We start from the raw sequence: 17,081 nt of genomic DNA, 5'->3' as shown, positions 1-17,081 counted from the left end.
ATAAAAAATATAGAAAAGGAACTATTTTCTCATGACAAAAGGAATCTTAGGGAAAAAAGTGGGAATGACTCAAATCTTCACTGAAGCTGGCGAATTGATCCCTGTAACAGTTATTGAAGCAACTCCAAACGTTGTTCTTCAAGTTAAAACTGTTGAAACAGACGGATACAACGCTATCCAAGTTGGTTTCGATGACAAACGCGAAGTATTGAGCAACAAACCTGCTAAAGGACATGTAGCGAAAGCTAACACGGCTCCTAAGCGCTTCATTCGTGAATTCAAAAACGTTGAAGGCTTGGAAGTTGGTGCTGAAATCACAGTTGAAACATTCGCAGCTGGAGACGTTGTTGACGTAACTGGTACTTCTAAAGGTAAAGGTTTCCAAGGTGTTATCAAACGCCACGGACAATCACGTGGACCAATGGCTCACGGTTCTCGTTACCACCGTCGTCCAGGTTCTATGGGACCTGTTGCACCTAACCGCGTATTCAAAGGTAAAAACCTTGCAGGACGTATGGGTGGCGACCGCGTAACAATTCAAAACCTTGAAGTTGTACAAGTTGTTCCAGAAAAGAACGTTATCCTTATCAAAGGTAACGTACCAGGTGCTAAGAAATCTCTTATCACTATCAAATCAGCAGTTAAAGCTGGTAAATAATAAAGAAAGGGGAAATCAGTCACAATGGCAAACGTAACATTATTTGACCAAACTGGTAAAGAAGCTGGCCAAGTTGTTCTTAACGATGCAGTATTTGGTATTGAACCAAATGAATCAGTTGTGTTTGATGTGATCATCAGCCAACGCGCAAGCCTTCGTCAAGGAACACACGCTGTTAAAAACCGCTCTGCAGTATCAGGTGGTGGACGCAAACCATGGCGTCAAAAAGGAACTGGACGTGCTCGTCAAGGTTCTATCCGCTCACCACAATGGCGTGGTGGTGGTGTTGTCTTCGGACCAACTCCACGTTCATACGGCTACAAACTTCCACAAAAAGTTCGTCGCCTAGCTCTTAAATCAGTTTACTCTGAAAAAGTTGCTGAAAACAAATTCGTAGCTGTAGACGCTCTTTCATTTACAGCTCCAAAAACTGCTGAATTTGCAAAAGTTCTTGCAGCATTGAGCATCGATTCTAAAGTTCTTGTTATCCTTGAAGAAGGAAATGAATTCGCAGCTCTTTCAGCTCGTAACCTTCCAAACGTGAAAGTTGCAACTGCTACAACTGCAAGTGTTCTTGACATCGCAAATAGCGACAAACTTCTTGTCACACAAGCAGCTATCTCTAAAATCGAGGAGGTTCTTGCATAATGAATTTGTATGATGTTATCAAAAAACCTGTCATCACTGAAAGCTCAATGGCTCAACTTGAAGCAGGGAAATATGTATTTGAAGTTGACACTCGTGCACACAAACTTTTGATCAAGCAAGCTGTTGAAGCTGCTTTCGAAGGTGTTAAAGTTGCCAACGTTAACACAATCAACGTAAAACCAAAAGCAAAACGTGTTGGACGTTACACTGGTTTTACTAACAAAACTAAAAAAGCTATCATCACACTTACAGCTGATTCAAAAGCAATCGAGTTGTTCGCTGCTGAAGCTGAATAATCTAAGGAGGAAATATCGTGGGAATTCGTGTTTATAAACCAACAACAAACGGTCGCCGTAATATGACTTCTTTGGATTTCGCTGAAATCACAACAAGCACTCCTGAAAAATCATTGCTTGTTGCTTTGAAGAGCAAGGCTGGTCGTAACAACAACGGTCGTATCACTGTTCGTCACCAAGGTGGTGGACACAAACGTTTCTACCGTTTGGTTGACTTCAAGCGTAACAAAGACAATGTTGAAGCAGTTGTTAAAACAATCGAGTACGATCCAAACCGTTCTGCAAACATCGCTCTTGTACACTACACTGACGGTGTGAAAGCATACATCATCGCTCCAAAAGGTCTTGAAGTTGGTCAACGTATCGTTTCAGGTCCTGAAGCAGATATCAAAGTCGGAAACGCTCTTCCACTTGCTAACATCCCAGTTGGTACTTTGATCCACAACATCGAATTGAAACCAGGTCGTGGTGGAGAATTGGTACGTGCTGCTGGTGCTTCTGCCCAAGTATTGGGTCAAGAAGGTAAATACGTTCTTGTTCGTCTTCAATCTGGCGAAGTTCGTATGATTCTTGGAACTTGTCGTGCTACAGTTGGTGTTGTCGGAAACGAACAACATGGACTTGTAAACCTTGGTAAAGCAGGACGTAGCCGTTGGAAAGGTATCCGCCCAACAGTTCGTGGTTCTGTAATGAACCCTAACGATCACCCACACGGTGGTGGTGAAGGTAAAGCACCAGTTGGTCGTAAAGCGCCATCTACTCCATGGGGCAAACCTGCTCTTGGTCTTAAAACTCGTAACAAGAAAGCGAAATCTGACAAACTTATCGTTCGTCGTCGCAACGAGAAATAATAGTAAACTAGTCGCCTAAGCAACTAGGAAATCCGCCAGCTCGGTAGCGCTCCATGTGAGCGCAAGCCGCTGTGGTACAACATTTAAAGGAGAAAATATAAAAATGGGACGCAGTCTTAAAAAAGGACCTTTCGTCGATGAGCATTTGATGAAAAAAGTTGAAGCTCAAGCTAACGACGAAAAGAAAAAAGTTATCAAAACTTGGTCACGTCGTTCAACGATCTTCCCAAGTTTCATTGGTTACACTATTGCAGTTTATGACGGACGTAAACACGTACCTGTTTACATCCAAGAAGACATGGTAGGTCACAAACTTGGTGAATTTGCACCAACTCGTACTTACAAAGGTCACGCTGCAGACGACAAGAAAACACGTAGAAAATAAGGAGAACATAAATGGCAGAAATTACTTCAGCTAAAGCAATGGCTCGTACAGTACGTGTTTCACCTCGTAAATCACGTCTTGTTCTTGACAACATCCGTGGTAAAAGCGTAGCCGATGCTATTGCAATCTTGACATTCACACCAAACAAAGCTGCTGAAATCATCTTGAAAGTTTTGAACTCAGCTGTAGCTAACGCTGAAAACAACTTTGGTTTGGACAAAGCTAACTTGGTAGTATCTGAAGCATTCGCAAACGAAGGACCAACTATGAAACGTTTCCGTCCACGTGCGAAAGGTTCAGCTTCACCAATCAACAAACGTACAGCTCACATCACTGTGGCTGTTGCAGAAAAATAAGGAGGTAACATCGTGGGTCAAAAAGTACATCCAATTGGTATGCGTGTCGGCATCATCCGTGATTGGGATGCCAAATGGTATGCTGAAAAAGAATACGCGGATTACCTTCATGAAGATCTTGCAATCCGTAAATTCGTTCAAAAAGAACTTGCTGACGCAGCAGTTTCAACTATCGAAATCGAACGCGCAGTAAACAAAGTTAACGTTTCACTTCACACTGCTAAACCAGGTATGGTTATCGGTAAAGGTGGTGCTAATGTTGATGCACTCCGTGCAAAACTTAACAAATTGACTGGAAAACAAGTACACATCAACATCATCGAAATCAAACAACCTGATTTGGATGCTCACCTTGTAGGTGAAGGAATTGCTCGTCAATTGGAGCAACGTGTCGCTTTCCGTCGTGCACAAAAACAAGCAATCCAACGTGCAATGCGTGCTGGAGCTAAAGGAATTAAAACTCAAGTATCAGGTCGTTTGAACGGTGCAGATATTGCCCGTGCTGAAGGATACTCTGAAGGAACTGTTCCACTTCACACACTTCGTGCAGATATCGATTACGCTTGGGAAGAAGCAGATACTACATACGGTAAACTTGGTGTTAAAGTATGGATCTACCGTGGTGAAGTTCTTCCAGCTCGTAAAAACACTAAAGGAGGTAAATAACCAATGTTAGTACCTAAACGTGTTAAACACCGTCGTGAATTCCGTGGAAAAATGCGCGGTGAAGCAAAAGGTGGAAAAGAAGTAGCATTCGGTGAATACGGTCTTCAAGCTACAACTAGCCACTGGATCACTAACCGCCAAATCGAAGCTGCTCGTATCGCCATGACTCGTTACATGAAACGTGGTGGTAAAGTTTGGATTAAAATCTTCCCGCACAAATCATACACTGCTAAAGCTATCGGTGTGCGTATGGGATCTGGTAAAGGGGCACCTGAAGGTTGGGTAGCACCAGTTAAACGTGGTAAAGTGATGTTTGAAATCGCTGGTGTATCTGAAGAAATCGCTCGCGAAGCGCTTCGTCTTGCAAGCCACAAATTGCCAGTTAAATGTAAATTCGTAAAACGTGAAGCAGAATAAGGAGAAGGCATGAAACTTAATGAAGTAAAAGAATTTGTTAAAGAACTTCGTGGTCTTTCTCAAGAAGAACTCGCGAAGCGCGAAAACGAATTGAAAAAAGAATTGTTTGAACTTCGTTTCCAAGCTGCTACTGGTCAATTGGAACAAACAGCTCGCTTGAAAGAAGTTAAAAAACAAATCGCTCGTATCAAAACAGTTCAATCTGAAGCGAAATAATAGACTAGGGAAGGAGAAATTTCAATGGAACGCAATAATCGTAAAGTTCTTGTTGGACGTGTTGTATCTGACAAAATGGACAAGACAATCACAGTTGTAGTTGAAACAAAACGTAACCACCCAGTCTATGGTAAACGTATTAACTACTCTAAAAAATACAAAGCACATGATGAAAACAATGTTGCCAAAGAAGGCGATATCGTACGTATCATGGAAACTCGTCCGCTTTCAGCTACAAAACGTTTCCGTCTTGTAGAAGTTGTTGAAGAAGCGGTCATCATCTAATCAAACCTGAAAGGAGAAAACTGAAATGATTCAAACAGAAACTCGTTTGAAAGTCGCAGACAACAGCGGTGCGCGCGAAATCTTGACTATCAAAGTTCTTGGTGGTTCAGGACGTAAATTTGCAAACATCGGTGATGTTATCGTGGCATCTGTAAAACAAGCTACTCCTGGTGGTGCGGTTAAAAAAGGTGACGTTGTAAAAGCTGTTATCGTTCGTACTAAATCAGGTGCTCGTCGTGCTGATGGTTCATACATCAAATTTGACGAAAACGCAGCAGTTATCATCCGTGAAGACAAAACTCCTCGCGGAACACGTATCTTTGGCCCAGTTGCACGTGAATTGCGTGAAGGTGGCTTCATGAAGATCGTGTCACTTGCTCCAGAAGTACTTTAATTGGTTGCTCAAAGAAAATTAAAACAAGTCTAGGAAGTGAAACGAAAGCATAACTTAAGTTAGGTGAGTTGAAACTGACGAAGGATTGCTTTGATTTTCGCAGAGCAAAAACAAACAAACTAGTCCCCTAGCTTCAGGCTAGGGTGCCCTTATGGGCGTAAGAAAAATCAAGGAGAAACCTAATGTTTGTAAAAAAAGGCGACAAAGTTCGCGTAATCGCTGGTAAAGATAAGGGAACAGAAGCTGTTGTCCTTACTGCCCTTCCAAAAGTAAACAAAGTTATCGTTGAAGGTGTTAACATCGTTAAGAAACACCAACGTCCAACTAACGAGCTTCCTCAAGGTGGTATCATCGAGAAAGAAGCAGCTATCCACGTATCAAACGTTCAAGTATTGGATAAAAACGGTGTAGCTGGTCGTGTTGGTTACAAATTTGTAGACGGTAAAAAAGTTCGCTACAACAAAAAATCAGGCGAAGTGCTTGATTAATCACGAAGGAAAGGAGAAGTATAATGGCAAATCGTTTAAAAGAAAAATATCTTAATGAAGTAGTTCCTGCTTTGACAGAACAATTCAACTACTCATCAGTGATGGCTGTGCCTAAAGTAGATAAGATCGTTTTGAACATGGGTGTTGGTGAAGCTGTATCAAACGCTAAAAGTCTTGAAAAAGCTGCTGAAGAATTGGCACTTATCTCAGGTCAAAAACCACTTATCACTAAAGCTAAAAAATCAATCGCCGGCTTCCGTCTTCGTGAAGGTGTAGCGATTGGTGCAAAAGTTACCCTTCGTGGTGAACGTATGTACGAATTCTTGGACAAATTGGTTTCAGTTTCACTTCCACGTGTGCGTGACTTCCACGGTGTTCCAACAAAATCATTTGATGGACGCGGAAACTACACACTTGGTGTGAAAGAACAATTGATCTTCCCAGAAATCAACTTTGATGACGTTGACAAAACTCGTGGTCTTGACATCGTTATCGTAACAACTGCTAACACTGACGAAGAGTCACGTGCATTGCTTACAGGCCTTGGAATGCCTTTTGCAAAATAATATAGGAGGTAAATCTAATGGCTAAAAAATCAATGATTGCTAAGAACAAACGTCCAGCGAAGTTCTCTACTCAAGCTTATACTCGTTGTGAAAAATGTGGTCGTCCACATTCAGTTTACCGCAAATTTAAACTTTGCCGTGTTTGCTTCCGTGAATTAGCTTACAAAGGACAAATTCCTGGTGTAACAAAAGCATCTTGGTAATATCATGATACAAAGAGCGTAACAACCACAGCAAAAATAGAAAATTTGGTGAAGGAGCGATGCTCCAAAACAAATTTATCTTTTTTGCACAGGTTGTAGCTCGTTTTCAAATAAGAGTTCTCTCATTTGAATGTGTCAATACTATCTGAGCCCAGCTCAATCATTAACTAGCAAGTGCAACTTGCAAACTACTAGTAAGAGGAGAAAAACAAAATGGTTATGACTGACCCAATCGCAGACTTCCTAACTCGTATTCGTAACGCTAACCAAGCGAAACACGAAGTACTTGAAGTGCCTGCATCAAACATCAAAAAAGGGATTGCTGAAATCCTTAAACACGAAGGTTTTGTTAAGAACGTAGAAATCATCGAAGATGACAAACAAGGCATCATCCGTGTATTCCTTAAATACGGACCAAACGGTGAAAAAGTTATCACTAACTTGAAACGTGTTTCTAAACCAGGACTTCGTGTCTACAAAAAACGTGAAGATCTTCCAAAAGTTCTTAACGGACTTGGAATTGCTATCCTTTCAACTTCTGAAGGTTTGCTTACTGATAAAGAAGCTCGCCAAAAGAATGTTGGTGGTGAGGTTATCGCTTACGTTTGGTAATATTTAGCTCCCAATTTCTTTGAGACTCGTCGTTATCGTCTCTTGCCTAACCCAAAGTTATGCCGGCGAGACGATGCCTAGATTCACTTTGAAATTGAAACCTAAATGTTCCTTTAAATCGAGAAATCGATTTAACCCCCCGTGAAAACTGGCCATTCTGGCCTGACAATTTAACAGGAGAAAATAAACATGTCACGTATTGGTAATAAAGTTATCGTGTTGCCTGCTGGTGTTGAAATCACTAACAATGACAACGTTGTAACTGTAAAAGGACCTAAAGGAGAACTTACTCGTGAGTTCTCAAAAGATATTGAAATTCGTGTGGAAGGTACTGAAGTAACTCTTCACCGTCCAAACGATTCAAAAGAAATGAAAACAATCCACGGAACTACTCGTGCCCTTTTGAACAACATGGTTGTTGGTGTATCAGAAGGATTCAAGAAAGAACTTGAAATGCGCGGGGTTGGTTACCGTGCACAACTTCAAGGATCTAAACTTGTTTTGGCTGTTGGTAAATCTCATCCAGACGAAGTTGAAGCTCCAGAAGGAATTACTTTTGAACTTCCAAACCCAACAACAATCGTTGTTAGCGGAATTTCAAAAGAAGTAGTTGGTCAAACTGCTGCTTACGTACGTAGCCTTCGTTCACCAGAACCATATAAAGGTAAAGGTATCCGTTACGTTGGTGAATTCGTTCGCCGTAAAGAAGGTAAAACAGGTAAATAATGTTGAGTGGTTGATTTTTAACCACCAACCTATTTTCCAACTTAGTGCATAGCACACGATTTAAAACTAAAGAGGTGAAAACTGTGATTTCTAAACCAGATAAAAACAAACTCCGCCAAAAACGCCACCGTCGCGTTCGCGGAAAACTCTCTGGAACTGCTGATCGCCCACGTTTGAACGTATTTCGTTCTAATACAGGCATCTACGCTCAAGTGATTGATGACGTAGCGGGTGTAACGCTCGCAAGTGCTTCAACTCTTGACAAAGAAGTTTCAAAAGGAACTAAAACTGAACAAGCCGTTGCTGTCGGTAAACTCGTTGCAGAACGTGCAAACGCTAAAGGTATTTCAGAAGTGGTGTTCGACCGCGGTGGATATCTATATCACGGACGTGTGAAAGCTTTGGCTGATGCAGCTCGTGAAAACGGATTGAAATTCTAATAGGAGGACACTAGAAAATGGCATTTAAAGACAATGCAGTTGAATTAGAAGAACGCGTAGTTGCTGTCAACCGTGTTACAAAAGTTGTTAAAGGTGGACGTCGTCTTCGTTTCGCAGCTCTTGTTGTTGTTGGTGACCACAATGGTCGCGTAGGATTTGGTACTGGTAAAGCTCAAGAAGTTCCAGAAGCAATCCGCAAAGCAGTAGAAGATGCTAAGAAAAAATTGATTGAGGTTCCTATGGTTGGAACAACAATCCCACACGAAGTTCTTTCAGAATTCGGTGGAGCTAAAGTATTGTTGAAACCTGCTGTAGAAGGTTCTGGAGTTGCCGCTGGTGGTGCAGTTCGTGCCGTTGTGGAATTGGCAGGTGTGGCAGATATTACATCTAAATCACTTGGCTCTAACACTCCAATCAACATTGTTCGCGCAACTGTTGAAGGTTTGAAACAATTGAAACGCGCTGAAGAAGTTGCTGCCCTTCGTGGTATCTCAGTTTCTGATTTGGCATAAGAAAGGGGATAAAATGGCTCAAATTAAAATTACTTTGACTAAGTCTCCAATCGGACGCATTCCATCACAACGTAAAACTGTTGTAGCACTTGGACTTGGCAAATTGAACAGCTCTGTTATCAAAGAAGACAACGCTGCTATCCGTGGTATGATCACTGCAGTATCTCACTTGGTAACTGTTGAAGAAGTAAACTAATGAATTTTTAGGGGATGTGGCAATACTCATCCCCTAAAACTAGGTATAGTCATCTAAGATGACCATGTATAGGCGAGTTGATAAGGGAGACAACCTTTTCTCTCTTATCGGCGCTAGCATTTTACAAAAGAGGAGAAAATAATAATGAAACTTCATGAATTGAAACCTGCAGAAGGTTCTCGTAAAGTACGTAACCGTGTTGGTCGTGGTACTTCATCAGGTAACGGTAAAACATCTGGTCGCGGTCAAAAAGGTCAAAAAGCTCGTAGCGGTGGCGGAGTTCGCCTTGGTTTTGAAGGTGGACAAACTCCATTGTTCCGTCGTCTTCCAAAACGTGGATTCACTAACATCAACGCTAAAGAATACGCAATTGTAAACCTTGACCAATTGAACGTCTTTGAAGACGGTGCAGAAGTAACTCCAGTTGTGCTTATCGAAGCAGGAATTGTGAAAGCTGAAAAATCAGGAGTTAAAATTCTTGGTAACGGTGAGTTGACTAAGAAATTGACTGTGAAAGCAGCTAAATTCTCTAAATCAGCTGAGGAAGCTATCACTGCTAAAGGTGGTTCTGTAGAAGTCATCTAAGAGAGGTGACCCATGTTTTTTAAATTACTAAAAGAAGCGCTCAAGGTTAAACAAGTTCGATCAAAAATTCTTTTTACGATTTTTATCATTCTTGTTTTTCGTATTGGGACAAGTATTACTGTTCCAGGTGTGAATGCAAAAAGTTTAGAAGCTCTCAGCGGTTTATCTTTCTTGAACATGCTTAGTCTTGTTTCAGGGAATGCCATGAAGAACTTCTCCGTTTTTGCACTCGGAGTAAGTCCGTATATCACTGCTTCAATCGTTGTTCAATTGCTACAAATGGATATTTTACCGAAGTTTGTAGAATGGGGCAAACAAGGGGAAGTAGGACGGAGAAAACTAAACCAGGCTACTCGTTATATTGCACTTGTACTTGCATTTGTTCAATCTATCGGGATTACAGCAGGATTTAATACTCTATCTGGAGCGAAATTATTAACGACAGCTTTAACTCCACAAGTTTTTGTTACTATTGGTATTATCCTCACAGCAGGTAGTATGATTGTAACTTGGCTCGGGGAACAAATTACAGATAAGGGATACGGAAACGGTGTTTCTATGATCATCTTTGCAGGTATTGTCGCTTCAATCCCTGAGATGATTAAAGGCATCTATGTTGACTACTTCGTCAATATTCCAAGTAGCCGTTTGACTTCATCTATTATCTTTGTCGTTATTTTGATTATCGCTGTCTTGTTGATTGTATACTTTACAACCTATGTTCAACAGGCAGAATATAAAATTCCAATCCAATATACAAAAGTTGCTCAAGGAGCCCCATCAAGCTCATACCTTCCATTGAAGGTAAACCCAGCGGGGGTTATCCCAGTTATCTTTGCAAGTTCCATCACAGCAGCACCTGCAGCCATTCTTCAATTTTTGAGTGCTACAGGTCATGATTGGGCTTGGGTACGTACAGCACAGGAAATGTTATCTACAACATCTCCGACTGGTGTTGCTATGTATGCCTTGCTAATCATTCTCTTTACGTTCTTCTATACATTTGTACAGATCAATCCAGAGAAAGCAGCAGAAAACTTGCAAAAGAGTGGAGCCTACATTCATGGTGTCCGTCCTGGTAAGGGAACTGAAGAATTCATGTCGAAACTTCTTCGTCGCCTTGCGACTGTCGGATCGATCTTCCTAGGTGTGATTTCAATCTTGCCGATTGTGGCAAAAGATGTCTTTGGTCTTTCAGAAGCTGTTGCTTTTGGGGGAACTAGTCTTTTGATCATTATCTCAACTGGTATCGAAGGAATCAAACAGCTAGAAGGTTACCTATTGAAACGTAAGTATGTTGGTTTCATGGATAAAACAGAATAAAAGCAAAATTACTTTTGCTTAGAGAGTGGAGTATGAAGATTTATCTATCAGAGAGATTTTCGTCTCCCCTCTTCTATTTTGTTTTTAAATAGGGGTTGAAAGAGATTTCTGCTTCTATTTAAATACAAAATAAGGAGATCCTATCATGAATCTTTTGATTATGGGCTTACCTGGAGCAGGTAAGGGAACGCAAGCAGCTAAAATTGTGGAGCAATTCCACGTGGCACACATTTCAACTGGAGATATGTTCCGTGCTGCTATGGCAAATCAAACTGAAATGGGTGTACTTGCAAAGTCATACATCGACAAAGGTGAGTTGGTTCCAGATGAAGTTACAAATGGAATCGTTAAAGAACGCCTTTCACAGGACGACATCAAGGAAACAGGTTTCTTGTTGGATGGTTACCCACGTACTATTGAACAAGCCCATGCCTTGGATAAAACATTGGCGGAACTCGGTATCGAACTAGAAGGTGTGATCAATATCGAAGTGAACCCAGATTGTCTCTTGGAACGTTTGAGTGGCCGTATCATCCATCGCGAAACAGGTGAAACCTTCCACAAAGTTTTCAACCCACCAGTTGACTATAAGGAAGAAGATTATTACCAACGTGAAGATGACAAACCGGAGACAGTGAAGCGTCGTTTGGATGTGAATATTGCACAAGGTGAACCAATCATTGCTCACTACCGTGCCAAAGGTTTGGTCCACGATATCGAAGGAAATCAAGATATCAATGATGTGTTCAAAGACATCGAAAAAGTATTGACAAATTTGAAATAAAGCGTTTTTCACACTTGCAAAAAATCGCTACAAATGTTATACTGAGATAGTCTGACTTATAATTGTTGTCTCTGTTTTCAGAGGCATCGAATCGAAATTTATGGAGGTGCTTTTGCGTGGCAAAAGACGATGTGATTGAAGTTGAAGGCAAAGTAGTCGATACAATGCCTAACGCAATGTTTACGGTTGAACTTGAAAATGGACATCAGATTTTAGCAACAGTTTCTGGTAAAATTCGTAAAAACTATATTCGTATTTTAGCGGGAGATCGTGTTACTGTCGAGATGAGTCCATATGACTTGACACGTGGACGTATCACTTACCGCTTTAAATAATCGAAAAACTTGGAGGGATAAGAAATGAAAGTAAGACCATCGGTCAAACCAATTTGCGAATACTGTAAAGTAATTCGTCGTAATGGTCGTGTTATGGTAATTTGCCCAGCAAATCCAAAACACAAACAACGTCAAGGATAAGATAGAAAGGAGAAAACATGGCTCGTATTGCTGGAGTTGACATTCCAAATGACAAACGCGTAGTAATCTCATTGACTTACGTTTATGGTATCGGACTTGCAACATCTAAGAAAATTTTGGCTGCTGCTGGAATCTCAGAAGATGTTCGTGTACGTGACCTTACATCAGATCAAGAAGATGCTATCCGTCGTGAAGTGGATGCAATCAAAGTTGAAGGTGACCTTCGTCGTGAAGTAAACTTGAACATCAAACGTTTGATGGAAATCGGTTCTTACCGTGGTATTCGTCACCGTCGTGGACTTCCTGTCCGTGGACAAAACACTAAAAACAACGCTCGCACTCGTAAAGGTAAAGCTGTTGCGATTGCTGGTAAGAAAAAATAATATAGGAGGTAAAAGTCTTGGCTAAACCAACACGTAAACGTCGTGTGAAAAAGAATATCGAATCTGGTATTGCTCATATTCACGCTACATTTAATAACACTATTGTTATGATTACTGATGTGCATGGTAATGCAATTGCTTGGTCATCAGCTGGTGCTCTTGGTTTCAAAGGTTCTCGTAAATCTACACCATTCGCTGCTCAAATGGCTTCTGAAGCTGCTGCTAAATCTGCACAAGAACACGGTCTTAAATCAGTTGAAGTTACTGTAAAAGGTCCAGGTTCTGGTCGTGAGTCAGCTATTCGTGCGCTTGCTGCCGCTGGTCTTGAAGTAACAGCAATTCGTGATGTGACTCCAGTGCCACACAATGGTGCTCGTCCTCCAAAACGTCGCCGTGTATAATCATCGCATTACACTGCTTTTCGTTTAAGAGGGAGTAACTAAATGATTGAGTTTGAAAAACCAAATATAACAAAAATTGATGAAAATAAAGATTATGGCAAGTTTGTAATCGAACCACTTGAACGTGGCTACGGTACAACTCTTGGTAACTCTCTTCGTCGTGTACTACTAGCTTCTCTACCAGGAGCAGCAGTGACATCTATCAACATTGAAGGTGTCTTGCATGAGTTTGACACAGTCCCAGGTGTTCGTGAAGACGTGATGCAAATCATTCTGAACATTAAAGGGATTGCAGTGAAATCATACGTTGAAGACGAAAAAATCATTGAACTTGACGTTGAAGGTCCTGCTGAAATTACAGCTGGAGACATTTTGACTGATAGTGATATTGAGATTGTAAATCCAGATCATTATCTCTTTACAATCGGTGAAGGTTCTTCTCTAAAAGCGACAATGACTGTTAACAGTGGTCGTGGATATGTACCTGCTGATGAAAACAAAAAAGATAATGCACCAGTTGGAACACTTGCTGTAGATTCTATTTATACACCAGTTACAAAAGTCAACTATCAAGTAGAGCCTGCTCGTGTAGGTAGCAATGATGGATTTGACAAATTAACCCTTGAAATCTTGACTAATGGAACAATTATTCCAGAAGATGCTTTAGGGCTTTCAGCGCGTATCTTGACAGAACATCTTGATTTGTTTACAAATCTTACTGAGATTGCTAAGTCAACTGAAGTGATGAAAGAAGCTGATACTGAATCTGACGATCGTATTTTGGATCGTACGATTGAGGAACTGGACTTGTCTGTGCGTTCATACAACTGTTTGAAACGTGCCGGTATCAATACTGTGCATGATTTGACAGAAAAATCTGAAGCAGAGATGATGAAGGTACGAAATCTTGGACGCAAGAGTTTGGAAGAAGTGAAACTCAAACTCATTGACTTGGGTCTTGGATTAAAAGATAAATAAAGGAGGAATACATGGCTTACCGTAAACTAGGACGCACTAGCTCACAACGTAAAGCAATGCTTCGCGATTTGACAACTGACCTTTTGATCAACGAATCAATCGTGACAACTGAAGCTCGTGCTAAAGAAATCCGTAAAACTGTTGAAAAAATGATTACTCTAGGTAAACGTGGTGATTTGCATGCACGTCGTCAAGCAGCTGCTTTCGTACGTAATGAAATCGCATCTGAAAACTATGATGAAGCAACTGATAAGTACACTTCTACTACAGCACTTCAAAAATTGTTCTCAGAAATCGCACCTCGTTATGCTGAACGTAACGGTGGATACACTCGTATCCTTAAAACTGAACCACGTCGTGGTGATGCTGCGCCAATGGCGATCATCGAATTAGTATAAAATCATCAATTTTGTTGAGTGTTATGATGATGGAGTCTTGTGCTCTTAGTCTAGCTCTGGTCTACCGCTGGGACTTATGTCCTAGCGGGAACACTCATCATCATTTGATAGGGTAGACGCTTGTTTACGAAATTGTTTTTTTCTTAAGAACAACTTCGTAAGCAGGCGTTTTTTAGTATTTTCTATGGAAATATGCTATACTAGGAAAAAAGAAAATCAAAAACGTTCAGGTTTTCTAAAAATCGTAGAAATGGGGTATAAGGATGAAGGCTATTATTACAGTGGTTGGTAAGGACAAGGCTGGGATCGTTGCAGGCGTGTCTACTAAGATTGCAGAGTTGGGTTTGAATATTGACGATATTTCTCAGACGGTGTTGGATGAATACTTTACTATGATGGCGGTCGTTTCTAGTGACGAAAAACAGGATTTCACTTATCTTCGAAATGAGTTTGAAACTTTCGGTCAGACCTTGAATGTCAAAATAAATATTCAAAGTGCGGCGATTTTTGACGCTATGTATAATATCTAGGAGGTGGCTATGGATATTAGACAAGTTACAGAAACCATTGCCATGATCGAGGAGCAGAACTTCGATATCAGAACCATCACCATGGGGATTTCCCTTTTGGATTGTATTGATCCAGATATTGAACGTGCTGCTGAAAAGATTTACCAAAAAATCACCACTAAAGCTGCAAATTTAGTGGCTGTAGGAGACGAAATTGCTGCAGAACTTGGGATTCCTATTGTTAATAAACGAGTATCGGTGACTCCGATTTCTTTAATTGGTGCAGCGACTGATGCGACGGACTATCTTGTTTTGGCAAAGGCTCTTGACAAGGCTGCCAAGGAGATCGGTGTTGATTTTATTGGTGGATTCTCTGCCTTGGTACAAAAGGGTTATCAAAAAGGTGATGAAATTCTCATCAATTCTATCCCGCGCGCTCTAGCTGAGACAGACAAGGTTTGTTCGTCTGTTAACATTGGCTCGACCAAGTCAGGTATCAACATGACTGCGGTCGCTGATATGGGGCGTATCATCAAGGAAACAGCTGCGCTATCAGATATGGGTGCGGCCAAGTTGGTCGTATTTGCTAATGCTGTTGAGGACAATCCTTTTATGGCAGGGGCTTTCCATGGTGTTGGGGAAGCAGATGTTATCATCAATGTTGGTGTTTCAGGTCCTGGTGTTGTCAAACGCGCCTTGGAGAAAGTTCGTGGTCAGAGTTTTGATGTTGTAGCTGAGACGGTCAAGAAAACAGCCTTTAAGATTACTCGTATTGGTCAGCTAGTCGGTCAAATGGCCAGCGAGAGACTGGGTGTTGACTTTGGGATTGTCGACCTAAGCTTGGCACCAACTCCTGCAGTTGGCGATTCTGTGGCTCGTGTCCTTGAGGAAATGGGCCTAGAAACAGTTGGTACGCATGGGACGACGGCTGCCCTCGCTCTTTTGAATGACCAAGTTAAGAAGGGCGGAGTGATGGCTTGTAACCAAGTCGGTGGCTTGTCAGGTGCTTTTATCCCCGTTTCTGAAGATGAGGGGATGATTGGTGCGGTACAAGATGGCTCTCTGAATTTAGAGAAACTAGAAGCCATGACGGCTATCTGTTCTGTTGGGCTGGATATGATTGCCATTCCGGAAGATACGCCTGCTGAAACCATTGCAGCTATGATTGCGGATGAGGCGGCAATTGGTGTCATTAACATGAAAACAACGGCCGTCCGTATTATTCCAAAGGGCAAAGAAGGCGATATGATTGAGTTTGGAGGCTTGCTAGGGACAGCTCCAGTTATGAAGGTCAACGGGGCTTCGTCTGTTGATTTCATCTCTCGCGGTGGGCAAATCCCAGCTCCAATCCATAGTTTTAAAAATTAATAAAAAAGCGAGAGGATTTAAGTTGAGTTTAAGGATGACTGTGTATACTATAATCATTAAATAAAGACCTCCTAACTTTATTTAATAGAAATCCTAAACTTTTTCATAATAATCTCCTAGGGAAGCTACCATGAGGGTAGCTTTTCTTTTGGATAATTTACAAATGTTGGCTTTGCTTTTGAAAGCCGAATATTTCTTTGATCCATGATATAATAGAAGAAAATGGAGGATAGAAAATGTCTAAAGTAAGATTGTATTTGGTCCGTCATGGGAAAACGATGTTTAACACCATTGGACGTGCTCAAGGATGGAGTGATACACCTCTGACTGCAGAAGGTGAGTTGGGAATCCATGAACTGGGAATTGGCTTGAGAGAGTCTGGCTTGCAGTTTGACCGCGCTTATTCCAGTGATTCAGGTCGCACTATTCAAACCATGGGAATTATCCTAGAAGAACTTGGACTACAGGGGAAAATCCCTTACCGCATGGACAAGCGCATCAGAGAGTGGTGCTTTGGTAGTTTTGATGGGGCCTATGATGGGGACCTCTTTATGGGATTGATTCCGAGAATTTTCAATGTAGACCATGTTCATCAGTTGTCCTATGCAGAACTAGCAGAAGGTTTGGTAGAGGTTGATACTGCAGGCTGGGCTGAAGGTTGGGAAAAACTCAGTGGTCGAATCAAGGAAGGCTTTGAAGCGATTGCTAAAGAAATGGAAGAACAAGGTGGGGGTAATGCCCTCGTTGTGAGCCATGGAATGACGATTGGTACCATTGTTTATCTGATCAATGGCATGCATCCGCATGGTCTGGATAATGGTAGCGTGACGATTCTTGAATATGAGGACGGTCAGTTTAGCGTAGAAGTTGTTGGTGACCGTAGCTATCGAGAGCTCGGACGTAAGAAGATGGAAGAGCCCTCTATTTAGTCAAAATAGAACTGCTTGCCATAAACTAGAGA

31 protein-coding genes are annotated in these 17,081 nt (G+C 41.4%); all 31 read left to right on the top strand.

Annotated elements, in window-relative coordinates; translation table 11 throughout:
- The first annotated feature begins 31 nt into the window (after window positions 1-31).
- Window positions 32-658: a 50S ribosomal protein L3 gene (gene rplC / locus A6J84_RS06845; RefSeq protein WP_000160197.1), complete on the top strand. Its 627-nt coding sequence runs from the start codon at window positions 32-34 to the stop codon at window positions 656-658.
- A gap of 24 nt (window positions 659-682) precedes the next feature.
- A complete protein-coding gene (gene rplD, locus A6J84_RS06840) occupies window positions 683-1,306 on the top strand; it encodes a 50S ribosomal protein L4 (protein WP_000024537.1) in 624 nt (207 codons plus the stop codon).
- A complete protein-coding gene (locus A6J84_RS06835) occupies window positions 1,306-1,602 on the top strand; it encodes a 50S ribosomal protein L23 (RefSeq protein ID WP_001055347.1) in 297 nt (98 codons plus the stop codon). The genes rplD and A6J84_RS06835 overlap by 1 nt, the downstream gene beginning before the upstream one ends.
- Window positions 1,603-1,619: 17 nt before the next feature.
- The gene (gene rplB, locus A6J84_RS06830) at window positions 1,620-2,453 is read left to right on the top strand and encodes a 50S ribosomal protein L2 (protein WP_000512910.1); all 834 of its coding nucleotides are present in this window, start codon (window positions 1,620-1,622) and stop codon (window positions 2,451-2,453) included.
- Between the two features lie 103 nt (window positions 2,454-2,556).
- The gene (rpsS, locus tag A6J84_RS06825) at window positions 2,557-2,838 is read left to right on the top strand and encodes a 30S ribosomal protein S19 (RefSeq protein ID WP_000533766.1); all 282 of its coding nucleotides are present in this window, start codon (window positions 2,557-2,559) and stop codon (window positions 2,836-2,838) included.
- An 11-nt stretch (window positions 2,839-2,849) separates the two neighbouring features.
- On the top strand, window positions 2,850-3,194 hold the full coding sequence (gene rplV / locus A6J84_RS06820) for a 50S ribosomal protein L22 (protein ID WP_000818137.1): 345 nt from the start codon (window positions 2,850-2,852) through the stop codon (window positions 3,192-3,194).
- A gap of 12 nt (window positions 3,195-3,206) precedes the next feature.
- Window positions 3,207-3,860: a 30S ribosomal protein S3 gene (rpsC, locus tag A6J84_RS06815; RefSeq protein WP_000529936.1), complete on the top strand. Its 654-nt coding sequence runs from the start codon at window positions 3,207-3,209 to the stop codon at window positions 3,858-3,860.
- Window positions 3,861-3,863: 3 nt separating this feature from the next.
- Window positions 3,864-4,277: a 50S ribosomal protein L16 gene (rplP, locus tag A6J84_RS06810; protein WP_000960946.1), complete on the top strand. Its 414-nt coding sequence runs from the start codon at window positions 3,864-3,866 to the stop codon at window positions 4,275-4,277.
- Between the two features lie 9 nt (window positions 4,278-4,286).
- Window positions 4,287-4,493: a 50S ribosomal protein L29 gene (gene rpmC, locus A6J84_RS06805; protein ID WP_000772918.1), complete on the top strand. Its 207-nt coding sequence runs from the start codon at window positions 4,287-4,289 to the stop codon at window positions 4,491-4,493.
- A 24-nt stretch (window positions 4,494-4,517) separates the two neighbouring features.
- Window positions 4,518-4,778: a 30S ribosomal protein S17 gene (gene rpsQ / locus A6J84_RS06800; RefSeq protein WP_000440801.1), complete on the top strand. Its 261-nt coding sequence runs from the start codon at window positions 4,518-4,520 to the stop codon at window positions 4,776-4,778.
- 25 nt (window positions 4,779-4,803) lie between these two features.
- Complete coding sequence (gene rplN / locus A6J84_RS06795) at window positions 4,804-5,172, top strand: 50S ribosomal protein L14 (RefSeq protein WP_000616545.1); 369 nt, start codon at window positions 4,804-4,806, stop codon at window positions 5,170-5,172.
- Between the two features lie 182 nt (window positions 5,173-5,354).
- Window positions 5,355-5,660, top strand: coding sequence for a 50S ribosomal protein L24 (gene rplX / locus A6J84_RS06790; RefSeq protein WP_000497691.1), 306 nt, complete (start codon window positions 5,355-5,357; stop codon window positions 5,658-5,660).
- Window positions 5,661-5,683: 23 nt separating this feature from the next.
- The gene (gene rplE, locus A6J84_RS06785; RefSeq protein WP_000013542.1) at window positions 5,684-6,226 is read left to right on the top strand and encodes a 50S ribosomal protein L5; all 543 of its coding nucleotides are present in this window, start codon (window positions 5,684-5,686) and stop codon (window positions 6,224-6,226) included.
- Between the two features lie 17 nt (window positions 6,227-6,243).
- Complete coding sequence (locus A6J84_RS06780) at window positions 6,244-6,429, top strand: type Z 30S ribosomal protein S14 (protein ID WP_001085697.1); 186 nt, start codon at window positions 6,244-6,246, stop codon at window positions 6,427-6,429.
- A 213-nt stretch (window positions 6,430-6,642) separates the two neighbouring features.
- Window positions 6,643-7,041: a 30S ribosomal protein S8 gene (gene rpsH / locus A6J84_RS06775; protein ID WP_000245502.1), complete on the top strand. Its 399-nt coding sequence runs from the start codon at window positions 6,643-6,645 to the stop codon at window positions 7,039-7,041.
- Between the two features lie 189 nt (window positions 7,042-7,230).
- Entirely contained in the window at window positions 7,231-7,767 is a 537-nt protein-coding gene (rplF, locus tag A6J84_RS06770) for a 50S ribosomal protein L6 (RefSeq protein ID WP_000086626.1), read from the top strand.
- A gap of 83 nt (window positions 7,768-7,850) precedes the next feature.
- Window positions 7,851-8,207: a 50S ribosomal protein L18 gene (gene rplR / locus A6J84_RS06765; RefSeq protein ID WP_000624044.1), complete on the top strand. Its 357-nt coding sequence runs from the start codon at window positions 7,851-7,853 to the stop codon at window positions 8,205-8,207.
- A gap of 17 nt (window positions 8,208-8,224) precedes the next feature.
- Window positions 8,225-8,719 carry a 30S ribosomal protein S5 gene (gene rpsE, locus A6J84_RS06760; protein ID WP_095726301.1) on the top strand — a complete coding sequence of 165 codons (495 nt, stop codon included), beginning with the start codon at window positions 8,225-8,227 and terminating at the stop codon, window positions 8,717-8,719.
- Window positions 8,720-8,732: 13 nt separating this feature from the next.
- Complete coding sequence (gene rpmD / locus A6J84_RS06755) at window positions 8,733-8,915, top strand: 50S ribosomal protein L30 (RefSeq protein WP_000057241.1); 183 nt, start codon at window positions 8,733-8,735, stop codon at window positions 8,913-8,915.
- Between the two features lie 144 nt (window positions 8,916-9,059).
- Window positions 9,060-9,500: a 50S ribosomal protein L15 gene (gene rplO, locus A6J84_RS06750; protein WP_000766089.1), complete on the top strand. Its 441-nt coding sequence runs from the start codon at window positions 9,060-9,062 to the stop codon at window positions 9,498-9,500.
- Between the two features lie 12 nt (window positions 9,501-9,512).
- Window positions 9,513-10,823 (top strand): preprotein translocase subunit SecY, encoded by a 1,311-nt coding sequence (gene secY, locus A6J84_RS06745; protein WP_000465387.1) that lies wholly within the window; start codon window positions 9,513-9,515, stop codon window positions 10,821-10,823.
- Window positions 10,824-10,968: 145 nt separating this feature from the next.
- Window positions 10,969-11,607, top strand: a complete 639-nt coding sequence (locus A6J84_RS06740; RefSeq protein WP_001050433.1) for an adenylate kinase — start codon at window positions 10,969-10,971, stop codon at window positions 11,605-11,607.
- 116 nt (window positions 11,608-11,723) lie between these two features.
- Window positions 11,724-11,942 carry a translation initiation factor IF-1 gene (infA, locus tag A6J84_RS06735; protein WP_001029883.1) on the top strand — a complete coding sequence of 73 codons (219 nt, stop codon included), beginning with the start codon at window positions 11,724-11,726 and terminating at the stop codon, window positions 11,940-11,942.
- A 24-nt stretch (window positions 11,943-11,966) separates the two neighbouring features.
- Window positions 11,967-12,083, top strand: coding sequence for a 50S ribosomal protein L36 (rpmJ, locus tag A6J84_RS06730; protein ID WP_001808836.1), 117 nt, complete (start codon window positions 11,967-11,969; stop codon window positions 12,081-12,083).
- A gap of 17 nt (window positions 12,084-12,100) precedes the next feature.
- Entirely contained in the window at window positions 12,101-12,466 is a 366-nt protein-coding gene (gene rpsM / locus A6J84_RS06725) for a 30S ribosomal protein S13 (RefSeq protein ID WP_000090781.1), read from the top strand.
- A 17-nt stretch (window positions 12,467-12,483) separates the two neighbouring features.
- A complete protein-coding gene (rpsK, locus tag A6J84_RS06720; RefSeq protein WP_001118385.1) occupies window positions 12,484-12,867 on the top strand; it encodes a 30S ribosomal protein S11 in 384 nt (127 codons plus the stop codon).
- Window positions 12,868-12,909: 42 nt separating this feature from the next.
- Window positions 12,910-13,845 carry a DNA-directed RNA polymerase subunit alpha gene (locus A6J84_RS06715; protein WP_000568993.1) on the top strand — a complete coding sequence of 312 codons (936 nt, stop codon included), beginning with the start codon at window positions 12,910-12,912 and terminating at the stop codon, window positions 13,843-13,845.
- A gap of 11 nt (window positions 13,846-13,856) precedes the next feature.
- Window positions 13,857-14,243, top strand: a complete 387-nt coding sequence (gene rplQ / locus A6J84_RS06710; protein WP_000331493.1) for a 50S ribosomal protein L17 — start codon at window positions 13,857-13,859, stop codon at window positions 14,241-14,243.
- 263 nt (window positions 14,244-14,506) lie between these two features.
- Complete coding sequence (locus A6J84_RS06705; protein WP_000644111.1) at window positions 14,507-14,773, top strand: ACT domain-containing protein; 267 nt, start codon at window positions 14,507-14,509, stop codon at window positions 14,771-14,773.
- A 9-nt stretch (window positions 14,774-14,782) separates the two neighbouring features.
- Window positions 14,783-16,120 carry a PFL family protein gene (locus A6J84_RS06700; protein ID WP_000354871.1) on the top strand — a complete coding sequence of 446 codons (1,338 nt, stop codon included), beginning with the start codon at window positions 14,783-14,785 and terminating at the stop codon, window positions 16,118-16,120.
- A 236-nt stretch (window positions 16,121-16,356) separates the two neighbouring features.
- Window positions 16,357-17,049 carry a histidine phosphatase family protein gene (locus tag A6J84_RS06695; protein WP_070695999.1) on the top strand — a complete coding sequence of 231 codons (693 nt, stop codon included), beginning with the start codon at window positions 16,357-16,359 and terminating at the stop codon, window positions 17,047-17,049.
- Window positions 17,050-17,081: the final 32 nt, after the last annotated feature.

This window comes from Streptococcus sp. FDAARGOS_256 (assembly GCF_002289235.2).
Classification (GTDB): Bacteria; Bacillota; Bacilli; order Lactobacillales; family Streptococcaceae; genus Streptococcus.
The sequence above is the reverse complement of the archived record's forward strand: the minus strand, read 5'-3'. Positions and strand labels throughout refer to the sequence as shown.

Coding starts and splice junctions, on each gene's coding strand:
- rplC (WP_000160197.1), top strand. CDS start 32: ATGACAAAAGGAATCTTAGGGAAAAAAGTGGGAATGACTCAAATCTTC.
- rplD (WP_000024537.1), top strand. CDS start 683: ATGGCAAACGTAACATTATTTGACCAAACTGGTAAAGAAGCTGGCCAA.
- A6J84_RS06835 (WP_001055347.1), top strand. CDS start 1,306: ATGAATTTGTATGATGTTATCAAAAAACCTGTCATCACTGAAAGCTCA.
- rpsS (WP_000533766.1), top strand. CDS start 2,557: ATGGGACGCAGTCTTAAAAAAGGACCTTTCGTCGATGAGCATTTGATG.
- rplV (WP_000818137.1), top strand. CDS start 2,850: ATGGCAGAAATTACTTCAGCTAAAGCAATGGCTCGTACAGTACGTGTT.
- rplP (WP_000960946.1), top strand. CDS start 3,864: ATGTTAGTACCTAAACGTGTTAAACACCGTCGTGAATTCCGTGGAAAA.
- rpmC (WP_000772918.1), top strand. CDS start 4,287: ATGAAACTTAATGAAGTAAAAGAATTTGTTAAAGAACTTCGTGGTCTT.
- rpsQ (WP_000440801.1), top strand. CDS start 4,518: ATGGAACGCAATAATCGTAAAGTTCTTGTTGGACGTGTTGTATCTGAC.
- rplN (WP_000616545.1), top strand. CDS start 4,804: ATGATTCAAACAGAAACTCGTTTGAAAGTCGCAGACAACAGCGGTGCG.
- rplX (WP_000497691.1), top strand. CDS start 5,355: ATGTTTGTAAAAAAAGGCGACAAAGTTCGCGTAATCGCTGGTAAAGAT.
- rplE (WP_000013542.1), top strand. CDS start 5,684: ATGGCAAATCGTTTAAAAGAAAAATATCTTAATGAAGTAGTTCCTGCT.
- A6J84_RS06780 (WP_001085697.1), top strand. CDS start 6,244: ATGGCTAAAAAATCAATGATTGCTAAGAACAAACGTCCAGCGAAGTTC.
- rpsH (WP_000245502.1), top strand. CDS start 6,643: ATGGTTATGACTGACCCAATCGCAGACTTCCTAACTCGTATTCGTAAC.
- rplF (WP_000086626.1), top strand. CDS start 7,231: ATGTCACGTATTGGTAATAAAGTTATCGTGTTGCCTGCTGGTGTTGAA.
- rpsE (WP_095726301.1), top strand. CDS start 8,225: ATGGCATTTAAAGACAATGCAGTTGAATTAGAAGAACGCGTAGTTGCT.
- rpmD (WP_000057241.1), top strand. CDS start 8,733: ATGGCTCAAATTAAAATTACTTTGACTAAGTCTCCAATCGGACGCATT.
- rplO (WP_000766089.1), top strand. CDS start 9,060: ATGAAACTTCATGAATTGAAACCTGCAGAAGGTTCTCGTAAAGTACGT.
- secY (WP_000465387.1), top strand. CDS start 9,513: ATGTTTTTTAAATTACTAAAAGAAGCGCTCAAGGTTAAACAAGTTCGA.
- A6J84_RS06740 (WP_001050433.1), top strand. CDS start 10,969: ATGAATCTTTTGATTATGGGCTTACCTGGAGCAGGTAAGGGAACGCAA.
- rpmJ (WP_001808836.1), top strand. CDS start 11,967: ATGAAAGTAAGACCATCGGTCAAACCAATTTGCGAATACTGTAAAGTA.
- rpsM (WP_000090781.1), top strand. CDS start 12,101: ATGGCTCGTATTGCTGGAGTTGACATTCCAAATGACAAACGCGTAGTA.
- A6J84_RS06715 (WP_000568993.1), top strand. CDS start 12,910: ATGATTGAGTTTGAAAAACCAAATATAACAAAAATTGATGAAAATAAA.
- rplQ (WP_000331493.1), top strand. CDS start 13,857: ATGGCTTACCGTAAACTAGGACGCACTAGCTCACAACGTAAAGCAATG.
- A6J84_RS06705 (WP_000644111.1), top strand. CDS start 14,507: ATGAAGGCTATTATTACAGTGGTTGGTAAGGACAAGGCTGGGATCGTT.
- A6J84_RS06700 (WP_000354871.1), top strand. CDS start 14,783: ATGGATATTAGACAAGTTACAGAAACCATTGCCATGATCGAGGAGCAG.
- A6J84_RS06695 (WP_070695999.1), top strand. CDS start 16,357: ATGTCTAAAGTAAGATTGTATTTGGTCCGTCATGGGAAAACGATGTTT.